Below are 17,693 nucleotides of genomic sequence, written 5' to 3'. Positions count from 1 at the left end.
TGCGTCCGCTTTCAAGCTGCTAGGTTTAAGTGGGCAAAGGAGAGCACCATGAGGATTCTATTCACTGGCGGTTGTGGCAAGGCGGGGCGTCACGTCGTTGCAGGGCTGCGTGCCGCGGGACATCGCGTGTTGAATGTGGATTTGGCCGAACCCCAAGAGGCGAGGGGCGATTTTGTCAAAGTTGACCTGACTGAATCTGGTCAGGTCTTTAACGCGATGAGCATGCGAGCAAATTTTGACGAGCTTGATCTGCCAGAGCATCCGACATTTGATGCGGTCGTACATTTTGCAGCGGTGGCGCGGATCAATCTGGTCCCAGATAACGAGCTATTTCGCGTGAACACGCTGAGTACATACAATGTCCTTGAGGCGGCGACCAAGCTTGGGATCAACAAGGTCATCATCGCAAGTTCCGAGACGGCATATGGCGTGTGTTTTGCCCAAGGTGAGCTGAAACCCGACTACGTACCCGTTGACGAAGACCACCCGACAGTGCCGCACGATAGCTACGCCATGTCCAAGGTGTGCAACGAGGCCTGCGCCAAGAGCTTTCAGGCCCGCAGCGGTGCCGACATCTATGCATTGCGGTTAAACAATGTGATTGAACCTCTTGAATACGCAAAGGATTTTCCTGTCTTTGTAGAGGATGCAGGACTGCGGCGGCGCAACATTTTTGGCTACATCGATGTCCGCGATTTAACCCAGATGGTCGAGAAGTGTCTCGCAACTGACGGCCTTGGATATCAGGTTTTTAATGTTGCGAATGCGGACACGTCTGTGGCCATGCCAAGCGATGAAATTGCGCGCCAGTTTTATGACGGGGTTCCGGTGACGCATGCCATGGACGAACACGAGACGTTCTATTCAATCGCCAAAGCTAAGCGCCTGTTAGGGTTTGAGCCGGTACATTCTTGGCGCGAGAAAGTGAACGCAGTCCAGGCAGAAGCAAAAGGACAATAGTATGGCATTTCCAGTGTTTGATTTGGGTGAGTTCGAGGCATCCAGCGGGGATGCGCGCGCAACTCAGGCCGTGAGCCTTGACCAGATTTGCCGAGATACGGGGTTTCTGTCCGTCACCAATCACGGTGTTCCGCAGGTCGTCATCGACAACGTCTGGTCGGCTGCCGCAGAGTTTTTTGCGCAACCAACCGAGGCAAAGCAATCGGTGAAAGCACCTGAGCCTGGATATCCCTATGGCTATTTAGGTCCGAACTCGGAAGCGCTGGCTGCAAGTAAGGGGGGCGAGACCCCGCCCGATCTAAAAGAGAGCTTTAATGGTGGTCCACGCCAAGCACCTGATGGAATGACCGATCCGCAGGCGTTGGGATTTTGCTATGCGCCGACGCTTTGGCCAGACTTGCCGAACTTTAGGCCCGCGTGGACCGCGTACTATGCCGCGATGGGAGACCTTGCCGCGAGAATCATGACAGCCTTTGCCGCATCGCTTGAGTTGCCCGATAACTATTTTGCACCGTACATTGATGCCCCGATTTCGGCGTTGCGGGCGCTGCACTATCCGCAAACCCAAGGTGCTGCGCGTGACGGGCAGCAACGTGCCGGTGCGCATACCGACTATGGATCGCTGACGATCTTGTTGCCGCAGGTGAACCGGCGTGGATTGCAAATCATGATGTCAGACGGCGCTTGGAAGGACATTGATGCCGAGCAGGGCGCATTCGTGATCAATATCGGGGATTTGATGGCGCGCTGGACCTCTGATCGCTGGGTCAGCACATTGCACCGCGTTGTCGCTGTACCAGATCAACCAGCACGCCAAAGCCTTGCATTTTTCCACCAGCCGAATTGGGATGCAGAAATTGTGCCTCTGGATGGATCAGATGCCTATCCGCCGGTTCGGTCAGGGCCATATCTCATGGACAAATTCCAATCGACATCGGCCTAATGCCACCAAACATTTCTTATTCGACCCAAATGGAGACCCACCAATGAATATCAATTTGCTCAAGACCTTGTGTGAAACATCGGGTGTTCCGGGGCACGAACACCGTGTGCGCGACGTCATCATGAGCGAGGTCAGCGGTCTGTTTGATCAAGTCGAGGTTGATGCGTTGGGGTCGCTGCATTGCCGACGGGACGCGACGAGCGACGATGCACCCAAGATCATGTTGTTATGCCATATGGACGAAATCGGGTTCTTGGTTAGCCACATCACCGACAAAGGGTTCGTCTATCTGCAGCCGGTTGGTGGCTTTGATCCACGCAATCTATTCTCGCGACGCGTGTTGGTTTGTACGGACACTGGCGATCTCAAGGGCGTCATGAACCCAGCAGGCCGACCAATCCATATCGCCAGCCCCGAGGACCGCAAGAAAGTGCCGGAAGTGTCCGAGTTCTTTTTGGATCTTGGTTTGGGCGATGCCACCAAGGACCACGTCAAGATTGGGGACATGGTTGTCATGGACGAGCCGTTTCTGGAGATGGGGGACAAATGCGTTTCAAAAGCTTTGGATAACCGAATTGCGTGTTGGGTGGGTATCGAAGCGATCCGAGCGTTGGGCGACAAAGGCCGAGGCGCTGAAATCCATGTTGTCTTTACCACCCAAGAAGAAGTCGGGCTGCGCGGTGCGCGGACCGCAGCCTTCAAAGTACAGCCTGATATCGGGATTGGGATTGACACGACGCTGGCCTGCGACACACCCGGAGTGCCTGAACAAGACCGAACAACGGAATTGGGTAAGGGCTTCGGCCTACACGTCCGCGACAGTTCGTTCATTGCGGATCGCGGGCTGGTCGCCAAGATCGACGCACTGGCAACCAAGTTGGAAATCCCATTTCAACGCACCATGCTAAGAGCCGGCGGGCAAGACGGAGCTGCGGCGCAACAGGCCGCTGCAGGAGCCCGTGCGGTGGGAATCGTTGTCGGCACACGGTACATCCATACGGTGACAGAAATGATCGATAAGAGCGACTTGGACGCGGCAAAGCGCATCATTGCCGCCTTTTTGGCGGAATTTTGACCGCAAAAAACATGATTTCCCCCTAGGAAAAAAGGAATTTCTGGTCAATGAAGGCTTGAGTGGTCGGAATGCGGCCTGACCTGAATTAATCGGTAGAATAGTGATCAAAATGAAAAAGTTTTCTCTTCTTGTTGCTGCAGCAACACTCGCATGCGCAACATCTGTTTCCGCTGGCGGCTTCGAAAATGCTGCAAACGACGAAACAGACCTAGCGCCAGTCCTCGTGACACAATCTGGTGGTCTGGGCGGCAAGGGCCTCTGGGCAGCTGGCGGCATCATCCTGATCTGCGCATTGGTCTGCGGTGGCGACTCCTCCGACGGTTTCTAATCGCACACACCGCGATTTATAGAATTTTAGAAGCCGCTGTGAAATCTCACGGCGACTTCTTTCTGTTTTAAACTGTGGGTCTTTTCGGTTTCGGGCGCGCGCGAAATCCAATCAGCTAGACAGTTCTACCTCGCCGCCAATTGAGCCGAGTTTTCGATTTTTGAATTCACCTCGTGTTCTGGTGTGGCGAATTTCATTTGCCTGAATTGACTGGATGCCATAGCCATCAGGCATGAACACCCAAACACCTGTCGCAACAACGAGATCCGAGCACGCCCGCGCTTTGATGGTTCTGGGCATGCCGTTGATCGGCAGCCACGTCGCGCAATTCCTGATCCACATCACCGACACGATTATGTTGGGTTGGTACGATGTGACCGCATTGGCCGCCGTCACGCTGGCCGGATCTTACTACTTTGTCGTGTTCATTGTCGGGGCTGGGTTTGCGTGGGCCGTCTTGCCCATGGTGGCACGCGCGGCTGAGGACGACGACGAAGTGCGTATCCGCCGTGTTACCCGAATGGGGGTCTGGCTGTCGATGTTATATGCGGCGATCCTTTTGCCGACACAAATTTGGTCCGAGCCGATTTTTCTGGCAATCGGTCAAGATCCCGAGGTTTCGGCACTGGCCCAAGACTACTTGAGAATTGCGGCGTGGGCGCTGTTTCCGGGACTGTTGATCATGGTGCTAAAGGCGTATCTATCGGCGCTAGAGCATACCAAATTCCAGTTGTGGATCGTTCTCATCGCCGCGGTGGTGAACATTCCGATCAACTATCTTTTGATTTTTGGGAATTTTGGCGCCCCTGAATTGGGGATCCAAGGGGCCGCGATTGCGTCGGTTGCCGTGACATTGGTTTCTGTTTTGGGGCTCGTTGCGTATTCCCTTTGGGTGTTTCCGCACCATGATCTGTTTCGCCGAATGTGGCGCGTGGATCGCGGTGCGTTGAGAGAAGTGTTCAGATTGGGCTGGCCGATCGGATTGACGTCGTTGGCTGAGAGCGGGCTCTTTAGCATGAGTGCCGTGATGATGGGGTGGATCGGTGCGCTTGAACTTGCAGCCCACGGTATCGCTCTGCAGCTGATCTCGATGATCTTTATGATCCATGTCGGCCTGTCTAGTGCTGCGACGGTCAGGGCAGGGCGCGCATTGGGGCGCCGTGATGATGTGGGGCTGCGCGTCGGTGGTCAGGTGGCGATTGCGATTTCATTGTTTGTCGCCGTCGTGACTGCGGTGATTTTTCTCACGACTCCGGAACCTTTGATTGCGATCTTCCTTTCGCCGGATGATCCACAGCGCGGAACAATCATCGGTATTGCTGTGTCCTTGCTGGCGGTTGCTGCGTTGTTTCAACTGGTCGACGCTGCGCAAATCATGGCGCTGGGTCTTTTGCGCGGGCTACAGGATACAACAGTACCAATGGTCTACGCTGGCATCAGCTATTGGATCGTAGGAGTGCCGACCAGCTATGTTCTGGGCTTCACGCTTGGGTGGGGCGGTGTTGGGATATGGGCAGGACTTGCTATCGGCCTCTTCATCGCAGCGGTGCTGTTGATGACGCGCTTCCGGAACAAATCCACCTCTGACAGTCTGGCATCAACCGACTAGTCTTGGCCCTTCATAAGGCGCTCTGCCTTTTTGCGAACCAAGACGGTGCGCAAGTCATGCATGCACAACAACAGCGCATCTGTAATGTTCTCAAGCTGGTCGTCTGACGCTTTGGACTGAACCCACTGTGTCGTGACATTCAAATAGTCGACAGCGCGGTGAATGTCGTCAATGTCGCGTTGGGCCAACAGGGCCATACGATTGGCCATCCACTCTTGGATCGCCGCGAGATCAGCGTCGGACAGCACACGATCGCCTTGCGGTTTGATCTCACCATTCTTGATGTTGAGAACGGCAATCTGATCCATGTCGATCCGCCGCTGACGGTTTTCCGTGTCGACACAAAAAACTGCAGCGCCATTCTCACGCACTCGAAAATAATAGTCAGGGAGTTCAGCGCCCATCGGGTGTGTCCTACAGTTGGCAGTAATTGTTTAGCAAATGGTAACAGTTGTCCCTAAGCGGGGATAGGGTGAACCATCTGATTTTTCCGCTGATTTTCATAGGCGTCGGGGTGTGAAAGGCGCCGCGGCAACAGCGACCCCAAATTCGTTTAGCTCAGGTTGGCGCAAAACGTCTGGATGCGCGTGCAGGCCTCGGTCAAATCAGCGTCCGATGTCGCATAGCTGACCCGGAAATTTGGCGACAACCCAAATGCCGCGCCGAACACAACGGCGACGCCGTGATCTTCGAGTAGTGCGGTTGCAAATGTCTCGTCATCCTTGATGGTGACACCGTTCGTCGTGGTTTTCCCGATACAGCCCGAGATCGAAGGGTACACGTAAAACGCACCTTCCGGGACGGGACATGTGATGCCCTCAGCTTGGTTCAACATTTCAACAACCAAGTCGCGGCGGCGGACGAACATTTTGTTGTTCTCTGCGATATAGTCTTGGGTGCCGTTCAGCGCCTCGACAGCGGCCCATTGGGCCACGGTGCAAGGGTTTGACGTCGACTGTGATTGTATCTTGCGCATCGCCCTGATCAGGTGCTCGGGACCTGCGGCATAGCCAATCCGCCAGCCTGTCATGGCATAGGCCTTGGATACCCCATTAACGGTCAAGGTGCGGTCATAGAGACGCGGCTCGACCTGCGCGGGGGTGCAGAATTCGAAATCATCATAGGCCAGATGCTCGTACATATCGTCGGTCATCACCCAAACATAAGGGTGGCGCATCAGAACGTCTGTCAGTTCTTTGAGTTCGTCCCATGTATAGCCTGCGCCCGTCGGGTTTGAAGGTGAGTTAAAGATCAACCATTTCGTCTTAGGCGTGATCGCTGCCTCAAGTTGGTCGGCCGTCAGTTTGTAACCGGTCTGGATTGACGCCTCAGCTATAACAGGTTCGCCGCCCGCAAGCTTGACCATGTCAGGGTAGGACACCCAGAACGGTGCAGGGATCACGACTTCGTCGCCCGGGTTCAGTGTGGCCATCAGTGCGTTGTAGAGAACCTGCTTGCCACCAGTTGAGATGCTGATCTGAGCGGGGTCATAGTCTAGGCCATTGTCGCGTTTCAGCTTGTCACAAACTGCATTCTTCAGCTCAATGATGCCGTCGGGTGCTGTGTATTTTGTCTTGCCTGCTGCGATTGCCGCTACGGCCGCGTCCTTGATGTTTTGTGGCGTGTCGAAATCTGGCTCGCCTGCGCCCAAGCCAATAATGTCCTTGCCTGCGGCCTTTAGCTCGGCCGCTTTGGTCGTCACGGCGATGGTCGGTGATGGCTGCACGCGGTCGAGTGTCGCAGAGAGAAAGGACATGGGTACCTCTTGGTTGGCTATTGGCGTCTGTCATGTCATAGGCATGGGGCGAGTTGCACACAAGCGCGTTGGAGATTTCGATGACGGATGACATGAACAATTGGTATAGCGACGAGACTGCGACCTTTGGCGATCGTGTTGCGGCGGCCCGCGAACAGGCCGGCCTGAGCCAAGAGGCGCTTGCGAAACAACTGGGCATCAAGAACGGCACGCTGCGCAATTGGGAGCATGACCTGAACGAACCACGTGCCAATAAATTGCAAATGCTATCAGGGATCTTGGGCGTGTCCCTTATGTGGCTCTTGAATGGTGAAGGCGATGGGATCTCTGCACCAGATCAAGAAGACCTAGGTGGTGATATCAATGCGGTAATGACTGAAATACGCGCGGTTAAGGCCCAATTGCTGCAAGCCGCGGACCGAATGGCCAAGCTGGAAAAGAAACTGCGGGCTGCCGCGAAAGGTTCTGCATGACCGAAGATCGCGAGACACGTATCAAGCGGCTGAAAATGCGGTCGATGCGCCGTGGGATCAAAGAAATGGACTTGATCCTGTCGCAATACAGCGCGCGGCTGGATGCAATGAGCGATGCCCAGATTGATCACTACGAAATCCTCTTAGATGAGAGCGATCACGATCTGTATGCGTGGGTTTCAGGGGCCGCCGAAACACCGCTCGAGTATTTAGATTTGATTACGGATATCTCGAAACACTTTAAAGTTTAGCGGTTTTTCGTCGAAATCTCTCAAAATTTGTAGGGCCTTTAACTGAATGTTGGGAAATCTCCACCAAAGCTAGGGCCACCTAGTTTTTTGGAGTTCTCAAGATGAGCCTACATTCTCCCGTTGATCCAGTGATCGATCCGAGCCGGTCAAAGGCATATATGACCAGTTATCTCGACGCGCTCGCCTTGGTCGAGCGTCTGCACCGGTTGCTCCTTGATGTTATCAAGGATGAATTTGAGCGGGTGGGGGTGCTGGAAATCAACGCAGTCCAAGCATTGCTGTTGTTCAATATCGGTGACAACGAAGTGACAGCTGGCGAGCTAAAGTCCCGCGGCTACTACCAAGGCTCGAACGTCAGCTACAATCTCAAGCGGTTGGTTGAGATGAACTATATGCATCACGAACGATGCGAAATTGACAGACGTTCAGTACGGGTCCGGCTAACTGAAAAGGGGCGCGAAATTCGAAATGTCGTGACCAAATTGTTCGAGGGTCACGCAGAAGGTCTGGAAAGCCGCGATATTCTCAGCCTCAATGGAATCGACGAAATTACGACTGCCTTGCGGCGCGTGGAACGATATTGGGCCGATCAAATTCGTTATATTTATTGATCTATTGGGCGTGCACTCAGGGCAAAGCTCTTGAGCTCGCGCAGCAGTTTACGTTCCATTGAATCTGCATATTCATTAAAGCCGAGGGCGGTTTCGACAAAGGCGCCAGGACCTCGGATGACATACGCATCATAGTAAGACTGCAGTTCGCCTATTTGAACCTGTCTGCGGTCAGCTTGCCCAAGGTCGTCGCCTCCGACGACTAAGGCATTAATAGTGATCCGGTTGAAATCGCTACTTGTCTGCACGTCTTGCGGTCTCGGGCCAGTATTGGATTTGCCGTCGCCCGAGATATCCAAAGTGAGCGCCCAACAGTGGTCACGCTCGCGTAAAAGGGCGGCCCCATACTGCATAGCGGTTCCAAGAGCGGTCGACGGGTTGGCAGGCGCGCGGTTGACCATCCTAAGGTCTGAAGCCAGCCGCTGAATGTCTGCGAGCGTCTTTATTTCGTGCCATTCAACCAACGTGATCTGGTGGTTTGGGCCGCTCCATTCATAGACAGCAATCTCGACAGGTGTCTGTGGTGTCGCAAGCAAGCTTTCGATGACTGCAGGTCTAAGTAATGCTGTTGAAAGCCCATTGAGCTGCAACCGGTATTCAGACGCATCAACGGACCCCGATACATCTAACCCAAGTGCGAGCGCCAACCGGCAAGCCGATGCTGTGGTCGCGCAAACGCTAAGCGCAATGATCAAGACAAGGACCTTCACGGTGTCAATGTCGGGGGTGGCAAGGCATCGCCTAACACAAACGTCCCCAGCTCGCGCAGCAATTTGCGTTCCATAGCACGGGCGTAGTCAGGGTAATCGTTGGCAATTTCCACGAATGCCCCAGGTCCATGAAGGATCGAGCGTTCGAAATATGTGACGAGATCAGGCGCGTCACCAAGAATGGCCAACCCGTTGATCGTGACGTCTGACAATGGAAAGCTACGAATGGCCAATTCCGGAGGGAAGCCATCGTTGTTGCGCCCGTCAGAGGCAAAGTCGATGGTCTTGGCGTCACAGACCGGACCCCGATCCAGCAAAATAGCCGCGTGACCCAGAGCATACCCAGTTGATGTAGGAAAGACTGATACCTGTCGCGTACTGCCGCTTATCGCGTCCGCGGCATCTTGGATATCTTTCGTTGATCGCAAAATGGTCCACGGCAAAATACCAAATTGTTGCCGTCGTCCGCTCCATTCAAAGACGTTTATCGCAACGGTGCCGTAGCCTTCTAATATTGCGGCTTGGACCGTGTCCTGGAGTAGCGCTGTTGCCAACCCCTGTCGCTGAAGCTGGTCTTCTTGCGCATCAACCGATGATGACACATCGATTGCCAGCACCAACGCCAAACGACAGGTATCTGCATCTGCACGGCCGCTGATCAATGCCAGCGTGGCAAAGAGTGCGGCCCGCCAAATCACCAATGGCCGATGTTTTCCATGCTGGCCCAAGGTTCCGAAACCTCCAAATTGTCGCCATCCTGAAGCAGTTCAACGGACACATTGTCGGGAGAGCGGACAAACGCCATACGACCCTCGCGTGGTGGGCGATTGATCGTCACACCGTGGTCCATCAGGTGTTGGCACACTTCGTAGATGTTCCCAACGCTATAGGCGAGGTGTCCAAAATGGCGGCTGTCATCGGGCAGCGCATCATCGCCATCCCAATTGTAAGTCAGCTCGACAGGGCACTCTTCTTGTCCCGGAGGAGCCATGAACACCAAGGAAAAACGCCCTTCTTCAACGTCGATCCGGCGTGTTTCGTTCAGGCCAAGCAGTTCGAAAAACGCCATAGATTTTTCGAGGTCTTTGACGCGCACCATTGTGTGTAGATATTTTACAGTCATGACAGGTCCTTTTCTATGTTACCTACAAATCTATCACGCCCTACCAAAGTTCCCAGAGCCGTCATGTGTATTTTCGGGAATTGTTTTGCGCGTTTCGGGCTTGGATGGGGGGACGAAGGCGGCTAGATGTTGTGGTTATAGACGTTAGGGATACGTAGATGCAGCAATATCACGATGCTTTGGCCACCATTCTCGAGACAGGCATCCGGTCGAGTGATCGGACTGGCACTGGTACAATCTCATGTTTCGGCATGCAGCAGCGCTATGCGATGGCAGATGGCTTCCCTCTTGTCACAACGAAAAAACTGCACCTGAGATCGATTATCCACGAACTTTTGTGGTTCCTGTCTGGTGACACAAATATCAAATACCTCAAGGACAACGGTGTTTCGATTTGGGATGAGTGGGCAGACGAGAATGGCGATCTGGGGCCTGTTTACGGTCGTCAGTGGCGCCAGTTTCCGCGCATTGATCCGCAAGGTGGAATTGCAAGTGTCGATCAGATCACCGATTTAGTTGATGCGATCCGCGCGACCCCAGATAGCCGACGTTTGATTGTGTCGGCGTGGAACCCTGGCGACGTCCCTGATATGGCGCTGCCACCGTGCCACACCTTGTGGCAGGTCCGGATATTGGATGGAAAACTGCATCTGCAACTCTATCAGCGGTCAGCTGATATGTTTCTGGGTGTGCCGTTCAACATCGCCTCTTATGCGTTGCTTCAATTGATGTTGGCGCATGTCACAGGCTACGAGGTGGGCGATTTTGTTCACACGTTGGGCGATGCGCACATCTATTCAAACCACATGGAGCAGGTCGAACTGCAGTTGTCACGGACGCCCAAGACGTTGCCGATCATTCGATTGACGCGGGATGTTGGGTCGATTTTTGACTTTAAGTTCGAGGATTTCGAAGTGGTCGGTTACGATCCTCATCCGGCAATCCGTGCACCGGTGGCAGTATGATTTCGCTCGTTGTGGCCCGTGCGCGCAATGGCGTGATTGGCAAAGATAACACGATCCCGTGGCACGCACCCGAAGACCTCGCGTTCTTTCAACGCGAGACCATCGGTGGGGCGATCATCATGGGGCGTAACACATGGGATAGTCTGCCGTTCAAACCGCTCAAGGGTCGTATGAACATTGTGGTGTCATCTCGTGATATTAAGGGGGTCCTGACGGTTCGGTCTATCGGTGCGGCGATCCAAGCGGCACAAGACGCAGGATATATGCGGATTTACGGAATAGGTGGATCAGGTATCTATTCCGAGATGCTGGGTTACGCAGACCGGTTGTTGATCACCGAGGTCGATCTGGAGATTGCGGATGCAGACGCGTTTTTCCCTGAACTCGGTCCCGAATGGTCAGATGTTCAAGAGATTGAATTGAGGGCGGCGGACCCGAAATGCGTTGCGCACGAATGGGTCCGAGTGAGCGCAGGATAGCCGGAAATGATCGACGTCTTGGGTGAAACTTGGCTGACGGATCCGTTAAAAGCGATCGAATTGGTGTCTGGGGCTATCTTGGCTCTCGCGGCACTGACCATCTCGGTGCTCGCCTTCCGACTGAATAAACAAAACTCCGAACAAATTCGATTGAATGCAGTCGTGAATTCAAATCGTGAAGCGCTGGCATGGTCGCAGGGGGCGTTCAATGTTTCGTCGCGGGTCACATCGTTGAGGTTGCAACCAGGTAGTGAGATTACGCCAGAAGTGTTCAAGGCATCGAGACGGGCGCTGCGGGCCGAAATCTATGCGACACTACATCTTGGCGATATTGTCTTTGATCAGGTGGGGGTTGCCGAGGATCAAAGGATCACTGCGTCGCTTGCGCGGGTCGCAGTCATGTTGGACGGGCGCAGCTTTAAAGAGCCATCCGCACAACGCAGCGAGGCTGCAGTGAAAAAGCAAATGGCCCATGTTGAAGCATTGAACCAATTGACCGCAGAGCTGAAATCTGCGGTCGGTACGGTGCTTAATCGGTGAATTAGACGGCTTTAAGATTGCCTGCCATTTGGCGGCCATCACGCCCTTCTTCGAGTTCAAACTCTACTTTTTGGTCATCCGCCAAACCTGTCATGCCCGAACGCTCGACAGCCGAGATGTGTACAAACACATCATTGCCGCCATCATCTGGTGCGATAAAGCCAAAACCCTTGGTGGTGTTGAACCATTTTACTGTACCTGAGGCCATTTTGCCCTCTCCTATATTCATGCCGTACGTACGGCGGTGGTGCCAATCGTTCGGCGCCAGCGAGGCGGTCTGTCGAAGGCAAGTGAGATAACATTAGCACGTTTTTGTAAAAATCAAGCAAAACTGGTGCTCATCTGCGGGAACGTGATAGCCCCTGCCCAAATAGGAGGCAACTGATGCGGTTTTTTGGACTAAAGACATGCGACACGTGCAAGAAGGCGCTCAAAGCTCTGGACGGTCAGAGTTTTGATGCGTTTGACGTCCGTGCTGATGGGGTGAATCCAACGGATTTGGCCGCGGCCCATGGGCAACTAGGCGCGGCGTTGATGAACACCCGTTCAACGACATGGCGTGGACTGGATGAGGCCGCACGTGATCGAGACCCCTTGGAATTGTTGGCAGAACACCCGACATTGATTAAGAGACCGCTGATCGAACGTGACGGGGTCTGGACAGTCGGCTGGACTGCCGATGTCCAAAAAACGGTTTTGGAGGGCTAAGTATGCGCGGTGCCGCAGGAAGTTTAGGATTGATCGCCGGTGTTATCGGCATTTTTATCGGAATGTTTTCCGTGGGCTATTCGACTTTGGTCGAACGGTTCGGCGAAGTGCCAGGCATGTTCGAGCAATGGGATAACTTGGGTCTTGTGACCGCTGTTTCCTTTATATCGCCGCTCTTTGCGATTGCGGGTGGGGCGATTGCGCGGACACGCGCGCTTTGGGCGGGGATACTGTTGATCCTGTCGGCATTGGGAATGTTCGTGGCGTTTGGTTTCAATTGGGCGACGATGTTCCCAATTGGCATGGCTGGTTTGGGCGGTGTTCTAGCGATTGCCGCGGGTCAGCCCGATGTCGAGGACGCACATTTTAATTCTCGGCGCGACGGCGACTAAGTCATAATCCGGAATTTTGGGAAACGCCCTGCCGACAAACCGTCGTGCAGGGCGTTTTTTGTTTAGGCTTTGTTTAGGCTTTGTTGCGGCCCAGAACAGCGTCGAGCGAGAATGGCCCAGCACCGCGGATCACCAATACGATCAGGGCAAAGACCCAGAATGCACGTTGGTCTAGGATCAAAGAGACTGCGTCGCCATCAAACCATGCGCCAGCACCCGCCCCATGGCCGATCACGTCTGTGAGCGATTGAACAATCACAAAAACGATCATGCCAGCGGCGGCGAGGCGTGTGAACAGGCCCAGAACGATCAGGACTGGCAACACAAATTCGGCGTAAGTTCCGAGCAGAACGATCAGAGTTTGAAGGCCGGACAGAGCGCTGGGGTCATAGCCGGACGCTTCCATCGCTTTTGGGAAAATTTGGGCATACGCGTTCAAGGACGGGCTAAAGAGGCCGTTGAGCTTGGTCAGCGCAGAGTTCCAAAAGTAGCGGAACAGAACGCCAGCAAAGATCAAACGGGCCAAAGTCGGCAAGATGATATGTGTCTTGCCCTGGACCCATGCAAAGAAGCGGTCGTGAAGTTGAATAAGGGCAGTCATGTTGGGCCTTTCAGGTCAGGTCAGTAATAACGTTTTGCGAGAGTAGCAGCCCCAAGGTCGGGGTGAGATCGAAATCATCGCCCGCTGCGGCTAGGGCTGCTTCGAGAGTATCGCCCAGCTTGAGGTGGGTGATGAAACGGGTTTGTTGTCCGGACAACGGGTGTAGCACAGGATCGAATTCAGGACGCACCACCAACACGGACTGCGGCAGTTGCGCACCGGCTGGGGCATTGGGCTGGGTCGCCTTGAGATAGATGTCAAAAAGCGGCCATTCAGACGGCACGATTTGAAGCGTGGGCGCGAGCGTAAATCGCGTGTTTCCTAGTTGATCGGGTGCGATCTGTTCCAGCTTTGTGGCATCAATCGGGACGCTGTCCGCGCCGTGATAGGTGGTGCGTTGCGCCAATTCTAGCGTTGCGACGTCTGGCAAATAGGGCAGGGTTGCTACTGGCGGGAAACCCGTGAGAAAGGCAGGCATGTCCGTACCATAAAACATCATCATTGGGCATGTCGGTGGATGCTGCCGCAAGAAAACACCTGACATTGCGCGAAAGAACTCGGCGCCGACCAAGGATCGAACTGCGGGAAATGCAGCTTCTAGGGCGTCGGATAAACTGACCGCGACGTTGTTGCGGTAGACGTCAAATCGCTTGCCCGCGGGAATACCATCAGGATTGACGAGACCTTCGGGGGTCTTGAGCTCGGGATTGAGGACTGCCGCGGTAAACTGTGTTTGCGAGACAGACATTACGCAGCAATTCGTGCCAGCGCTGTGTCTGCGCGTTTGGTCTCATCCCGCAGTACCGGCCATTCAGGGACGTCTGTGTCCCATTCAACTAGCAATGGACGTGGCCCTGACCGGTCGAGGGTATAGTCAAGCAGAGCCCAGACCGGATCAACGACTTCGGCACCGTGGCTGTCAATCAACAGGGGTGCGCCGTGCTCGTCTTCGTCTTCGTCATGCCCGCCAAGATGGATTTCGCCGACATGGTCGAGAGGAAAGGCATCAATATAACTGCGCGTATCTGTTTTGAGGTTTGTCGCACTGACAAACACGTTGTTCACATCAAGCAGCAGACCGCAGCCCGTGCGTTTGACCACAGCGGCTAGGAAATCAGTCTCGCTCATCGTGCTTTCGGCAAAGGCCAGATAGCTCGACGGGTTTTCTAGCAGCATTTGCCGACCGACGACCTCTTGGACCTGATCAATGTGGTTTGCGACACGGGTCAGCGTGGCCTCGGTATAGGGCAGCGGCAACAGATCGTTTAGAAAATGGGAGTCATGTGTCGACCATGCGAGGTGCTCGGAAAAGCTGGCTGGGTTCAACCAATCGCATAGGTGTTTTAGCCGTGCGAGGTGGTCTGCGTCCAAGTCGCCCTCGCCGCCGATACTAAGACCTACGCCGTGGACTGACATGGGGAATTGATGTGCAAGATGGGCAAGCTGCGCGAGCGGTCGCCCGCCACTGCCCATATAGTTTTCAGCATGGATCTCGAGCCATCCGACGGGGCCGGCATCGGCGAGAATGTCGCTGAAATGTTGGGGCTTATATCCGACACCGGGGCGGGGCGGCAGAGCGTCAAAGTTATGCGCGGCGTCCAGCATGATTGTGTCCTTCGGGTCGTTGGGGTGCGCCCCGCCCATCAAGGCAGGGCGCGAATAGCTTATGCTGGCAGGTCACGGTCCATAGCTTCGAGCGAGCCCATACGTGCCGAGCCGTCTGCCATTGCAGGTACGTCTACGTCTTCACATGTGCCAGCTGGAACGAGTGTCCATGCGTTGCCCTGATAGTCAACAGTGGATGTGCCTGCACAGGATGTACCTGGGCCAGCTGCACAGCCGTTTTCGCCAGCGAGGGAAATGCCGAAGCACTTTTCATTCGACTGAGCCTGAACGCCAGTAGTGGATGCAACAGCGGCAGCTACAGCGCCAGCAACGGAAAGCAGTTTTACAGTGTTGGACATGAGTATGTTCCTTACTTAGGTCATGTGATTGTTACGTCCGCCATCAGCGGGGACAACCAAACCCTAAACCAAAACGATTCAATGAGACCATTCACAGGCCCGTGCATCACGGGTGCGTTATAGCACGTCAGGGAATCTGAGTGCAAAAACCATAGATTTGGGGCAGTTATTTCAGTCAGTGACACAAAAACCAACAAACCCGCACCTATTCAGGCGCGGGTTTGAAACATTCTGCGACTGCACAATTCGCGATGTTACAAAAGGTCGGGGGGCGTTGCCTCGATCGCCAGTTGTGGCGCGACCTCATCAAACGCGATGACCTTGGACTGCTTTTCGCCCAGACGCCGTACGCTCACTGTCCGCTCGTCGACTTCGCGTTGACCGATCGCCAGAATGACTGGCACTTTGGCAAGCGAATGTTCGCGAACTTTGTAGTTGATCTTTTCGTTGCGCGTGTCGGCTTCGGCACGCACACCTTTGGATCGCAGTGTTTCCACAATCTCGGCTGCAAAGTCATCAGCGTCCGAAACGATCGTTGTCACGACAACCTGACGTGGCGCGAGCCAGAATGGCAGCTTGCCGGCGTGCTCTTCGATTAGAATGCCGATGAACCGCTCGAACGACCCAAGTGTTGCACGGTGCAACATAACGGGACGGTGCTTGCCACCATCGGTCCCGATATAGGTCGCATCCAAACGTTCAGGCAGAACAAAGTCCACTTGGTGTGTGCCGCACTGCCAGTCGCGTCCAATCGCATCGGTCAGAACAAACTCAAGCTTGGGGCCGTAGAACGCGCCTTCGCCTGGATTCATTTCCGGTTCAATGCCTGCATTGCGGGTCGCGGTGAGCAACGCTTGCTCGGCTTTGTCCCAGACTTCGTCTGATCCAGCGCGCGTGTCTGGGCGATCAGAGTATTTTACGCGGAATTTCTCGAACCCGAGGTCTTTGTAGATTGTGGACAGAAACTCGATATAGACGGCGGTTTCTTCCTGGACCTGATCTTCGCGGCAGAAGATGTGACCATCGTCTTGTGTAAATCCACGCACCCGCATGATCCCGTGCAACGCGCCAGACGGCTCGTACCGGTTGCATGATCCGAACTCGGCCATGCGCAGGGGCAGGTCGCGGTAGGATTTCAGACCTTGATTGAAAATCTGCACGTGGCAGGGGCAGTTCATCGGCTTGAGCGCGTTGACGGCCTTTTCACGGGCATGCTCTTCGTCAACTTCAACGATGAACATGTTCTCTTGGTACTTTTCCCAGTGACCCGACGCTTCCCATAGTTTGCGGTCGACAACTTGGGGGGTGTTTACCTCGACATAACCACCTGCGCGCTGCTTGCGGCGCATGTAGTCTTGCAGTTCGGTGTAGACGGTCCAGCCGTTTGGGTGCCAAAACACCTGACCGGGGGCTTCTTCTTGCATATGGAACAGGTCCATTTCGCGGCCCAGCTTGCGGTGGTCGCGTTTGGCTGCCTCTTCCAACATATGAAGGTGCTTTTTCAGACCTTCTTTGTTGGTGAACGCCACGCCGTAAATACGTTGCAGCATCGCGCGGTCGCTGTCGCCGCGCCAATAGGCACCTGCGACGGACATCAACTTGAACGCATCGGCGGGGACTTGGCCCGTGTTTTGCAAATGCGGACCGCGGCACAAATCCTGCCAATCGCCGTGCCAGTACATGCGCAGTGGTTCATCCCCGGGGATCGCGTCGATCAGCTCGACTTTATATGGCTCACCTGCGTCCTCGTAGTGCTTGACCGCACGCGCGCGATCCCAGACTTCTGTCCGAACCTCATCGCGCAAGTTGATGATCTCTTTCATCTTCTTTTCGATCAACCCAAGGTCTTCTGGGGTGAACGGCTCGGCGCGGTCAAAGTCATAGTACCAGCCATCTTTGATCACTGGGCCGATGGTGACTTGGACATCTGGCCAAATCTCTTGGACGGCACGCGCCATGATGTGCGCCAGATCGTGGCGGACAAGCTCGTTTGCCGGACCTTCGTCCTTCATGGTGTTGATAGCGATATTTGCATCAGTGGTAATCGGCCACTGCATATCCCAATGGGCGCCATCGACATGGGCCGAGATCGCCTTTTTGCGCAGGCTATTGGAAATATCGGCGGCAACGTCAGCGGGAGTTACACCTGCATCGTATTGGCGGACACTATTATCGGGAAAGGTAAGGGAGATTTGGGCCATCATG

At 54.5% G+C, this 17,693-nt stretch carries 24 protein-coding genes; 13 read left to right on the top strand and 11 right to left on the bottom strand.

What is annotated here, in order from left to right:
* The first annotated feature begins 48 nt into the window (after positions 1–48).
* The 5 genes from TR2A62_RS06470 (at position 49) to TR2A62_RS06450 (ending at position 4,915) form a co-directional block, all read left to right on the top strand.
* A complete protein-coding gene (locus TR2A62_RS06470; protein WP_009159218.1) occupies positions 49–960 on the top strand; it encodes an NAD(P)-dependent oxidoreductase in 912 nt (303 codons plus the stop codon).
* 1 nt (position 961) lies between these two features.
* Entirely contained in the window at positions 962–1,903 is a 942-nt protein-coding gene (locus TR2A62_RS06465) for an isopenicillin N synthase family oxygenase (RefSeq protein WP_009157849.1), read from the top strand.
* A gap of 43 nt (positions 1,904–1,946) precedes the next feature.
* Positions 1,947–2,978: a M42 family metallopeptidase gene (locus TR2A62_RS06460; protein WP_009158985.1), complete on the top strand. Its 1,032-nt coding sequence runs from the start codon at positions 1,947–1,949 to the stop codon at positions 2,976–2,978.
* A gap of 109 nt (positions 2,979–3,087) precedes the next feature.
* Positions 3,088–3,306, top strand: a complete 219-nt coding sequence (locus TR2A62_RS06455) for a hypothetical protein (RefSeq protein WP_150103464.1) — start codon at positions 3,088–3,090, stop codon at positions 3,304–3,306.
* A gap of 232 nt (positions 3,307–3,538) precedes the next feature.
* Positions 3,539–4,915 carry an MATE family efflux transporter gene (locus TR2A62_RS06450; protein WP_009158174.1) on the top strand — a complete coding sequence of 459 codons (1,377 nt, stop codon included), beginning with the start codon at positions 3,539–3,541 and terminating at the stop codon, positions 4,913–4,915.
* On the opposite strand, the gene TR2A62_RS06445 is transcribed toward TR2A62_RS06450, so the two are convergent.
* Both TR2A62_RS06445 and TR2A62_RS06440 read right to left on the bottom strand, forming a co-directional pair.
* Complete coding sequence (locus tag TR2A62_RS06445; protein WP_009157349.1) at positions 4,912–5,319, bottom strand: hypothetical protein; 408 nt, start codon at positions 5,317–5,319, stop codon at positions 4,912–4,914. The two genes, TR2A62_RS06450 and TR2A62_RS06445, sit on opposite strands and share 4 nt — an antisense overlap.
* Before the next feature lie 149 nt (positions 5,320–5,468).
* Positions 5,469–6,671 carry a pyridoxal phosphate-dependent aminotransferase gene (locus TR2A62_RS06440; protein ID WP_009160488.1) on the bottom strand — a complete coding sequence of 401 codons (1,203 nt, stop codon included), beginning with the start codon at positions 6,669–6,671 and terminating at the stop codon, positions 5,469–5,471.
* An 80-nt stretch (positions 6,672–6,751) separates the two neighbouring features.
* On the opposite strand from TR2A62_RS06440, the gene TR2A62_RS06435 reads away from it, so the two are divergent.
* From TR2A62_RS06435 to TR2A62_RS06425, 3 genes are all read left to right on the top strand, one after another.
* Positions 6,752–7,144: a helix-turn-helix transcriptional regulator gene (locus tag TR2A62_RS06435; RefSeq protein ID WP_040821220.1), complete on the top strand. Its 393-nt coding sequence runs from the start codon at positions 6,752–6,754 to the stop codon at positions 7,142–7,144.
* Positions 7,141–7,395: a succinate dehydrogenase assembly factor 2 gene (locus tag TR2A62_RS06430; RefSeq protein ID WP_009158395.1), complete on the top strand. Its 255-nt coding sequence runs from the start codon at positions 7,141–7,143 to the stop codon at positions 7,393–7,395. The genes TR2A62_RS06435 and TR2A62_RS06430 overlap by 4 nt, the downstream gene beginning before the upstream one ends.
* 101 nt (positions 7,396–7,496) lie before the next feature.
* Positions 7,497–8,006: a MarR family winged helix-turn-helix transcriptional regulator gene (locus tag TR2A62_RS06425; protein ID WP_040820316.1), complete on the top strand. Its 510-nt coding sequence runs from the start codon at positions 7,497–7,499 to the stop codon at positions 8,004–8,006.
* Here TR2A62_RS06425 and TR2A62_RS06420 read toward each other — a convergent pair.
* From TR2A62_RS06420 to TR2A62_RS06410, 3 genes are read right to left on the bottom strand one after another with little or no spacing between them, the layout of a single operon-like run.
* Positions 8,000–8,716, bottom strand: coding sequence for a DUF1194 domain-containing protein (locus TR2A62_RS06420; protein WP_009158781.1), 717 nt, complete (start codon positions 8,714–8,716; stop codon positions 8,000–8,002). The two genes, TR2A62_RS06425 and TR2A62_RS06420, sit on opposite strands and share 7 nt — an antisense overlap.
* A complete protein-coding gene (locus TR2A62_RS06415) occupies positions 8,713–9,444 on the bottom strand; it encodes a DUF1194 domain-containing protein (protein ID WP_083791036.1) in 732 nt (243 codons plus the stop codon). The genes TR2A62_RS06420 and TR2A62_RS06415 overlap by 4 nt, the downstream gene beginning before the upstream one ends.
* Positions 9,411–9,839, bottom strand: a complete 429-nt coding sequence (locus tag TR2A62_RS06410; protein ID WP_009157333.1) for a VOC family protein — start codon at positions 9,837–9,839, stop codon at positions 9,411–9,413. Before TR2A62_RS06410 ends, TR2A62_RS06415 begins: the two co-directional genes overlap by 34 nt.
* A 158-nt stretch (positions 9,840–9,997) precedes the next feature.
* On the opposite strand from TR2A62_RS06410, the gene TR2A62_RS06405 reads away from it, so the two are divergent.
* From TR2A62_RS06405 to TR2A62_RS06395, 3 genes are read left to right on the top strand one after another with little or no spacing between them, the layout of a single operon-like run.
* Entirely contained in the window at positions 9,998–10,804 is an 807-nt protein-coding gene (locus tag TR2A62_RS06405; protein ID WP_009160154.1) for a thymidylate synthase, read from the top strand.
* Positions 10,801–11,283 (top strand): dihydrofolate reductase, encoded by a 483-nt coding sequence (locus tag TR2A62_RS06400; RefSeq protein WP_009159318.1) that lies wholly within the window; start codon positions 10,801–10,803, stop codon positions 11,281–11,283. Before TR2A62_RS06405 ends, TR2A62_RS06400 begins: the two co-directional genes overlap by 4 nt.
* Positions 11,284–11,289: 6 nt before the next feature.
* Complete coding sequence (locus TR2A62_RS06395; protein ID WP_009159925.1) at positions 11,290–11,823, top strand: hypothetical protein; 534 nt, start codon at positions 11,290–11,292, stop codon at positions 11,821–11,823.
* 1 nt (position 11,824) lies between these two features.
* Here TR2A62_RS06395 and TR2A62_RS06390 read toward each other — a convergent pair whose 3' ends face one another.
* Positions 11,825–12,031, bottom strand: a complete 207-nt coding sequence (locus TR2A62_RS06390) for a cold-shock protein (RefSeq protein WP_009159105.1) — start codon at positions 12,029–12,031, stop codon at positions 11,825–11,827.
* Between the two features lie 176 nt (positions 12,032–12,207).
* Here TR2A62_RS06390 and TR2A62_RS06385 point away from each other — a divergent pair, with 176 nt between their 5' ends.
* A complete protein-coding gene (locus tag TR2A62_RS06385; RefSeq protein ID WP_009157840.1) occupies positions 12,208–12,531 on the top strand; it encodes an arsenate reductase family protein in 324 nt (107 codons plus the stop codon).
* A gap of 2 nt (positions 12,532–12,533) precedes the next feature.
* Positions 12,534–12,923, top strand: a complete 390-nt coding sequence (locus tag TR2A62_RS06380) for a hypothetical protein (protein WP_009160309.1) — start codon at positions 12,534–12,536, stop codon at positions 12,921–12,923.
* A 73-nt stretch (positions 12,924–12,996) separates the two neighbouring features.
* On the opposite strand, the gene TR2A62_RS06375 is transcribed toward TR2A62_RS06380, so the two are convergent.
* From TR2A62_RS06375 to thrS, 5 genes are all read right to left on the bottom strand, one after another.
* Positions 12,997–13,524, bottom strand: a complete 528-nt coding sequence (locus tag TR2A62_RS06375; RefSeq protein ID WP_009160172.1) for a DoxX family protein — start codon at positions 13,522–13,524, stop codon at positions 12,997–12,999.
* 10 nt (positions 13,525–13,534) lie between these two features.
* Complete coding sequence (locus TR2A62_RS06370; protein ID WP_009159253.1) at positions 13,535–14,272, bottom strand: DNA-binding domain-containing protein; 738 nt, start codon at positions 14,270–14,272, stop codon at positions 13,535–13,537.
* On the bottom strand, positions 14,272–15,129 hold the full coding sequence (locus tag TR2A62_RS06365) for a DUF692 family multinuclear iron-containing protein (protein WP_009158899.1): 858 nt from the start codon (positions 15,127–15,129) through the stop codon (positions 14,272–14,274). The genes TR2A62_RS06370 and TR2A62_RS06365 overlap by 1 nt, the downstream gene beginning before the upstream one ends.
* Before the next feature lie 59 nt (positions 15,130–15,188).
* Complete coding sequence (locus TR2A62_RS06360; protein WP_009159747.1) at positions 15,189–15,488, bottom strand: DUF2282 domain-containing protein; 300 nt, start codon at positions 15,486–15,488, stop codon at positions 15,189–15,191.
* A gap of 254 nt (positions 15,489–15,742) precedes the next feature.
* Positions 15,743–17,689 (bottom strand): threonine--tRNA ligase, encoded by a 1,947-nt coding sequence (gene thrS / locus TR2A62_RS06355; protein WP_040821216.1) that lies wholly within the window; start codon positions 17,687–17,689, stop codon positions 15,743–15,745.
* Positions 17,690–17,693 lie beyond the last annotated feature (4 nt).

The sequence above is a fragment of the Thalassobium sp. R2A62 genome, from assembly GCF_000161835.1.
Lineage (GTDB): Bacteria > Pseudomonadota > Alphaproteobacteria > Rhodobacterales > Rhodobacteraceae > Thalassobium.
The sequence above is the reverse complement of the archived record's forward strand: the minus strand, read 5'-3'. Positions and strand labels throughout refer to the sequence as shown.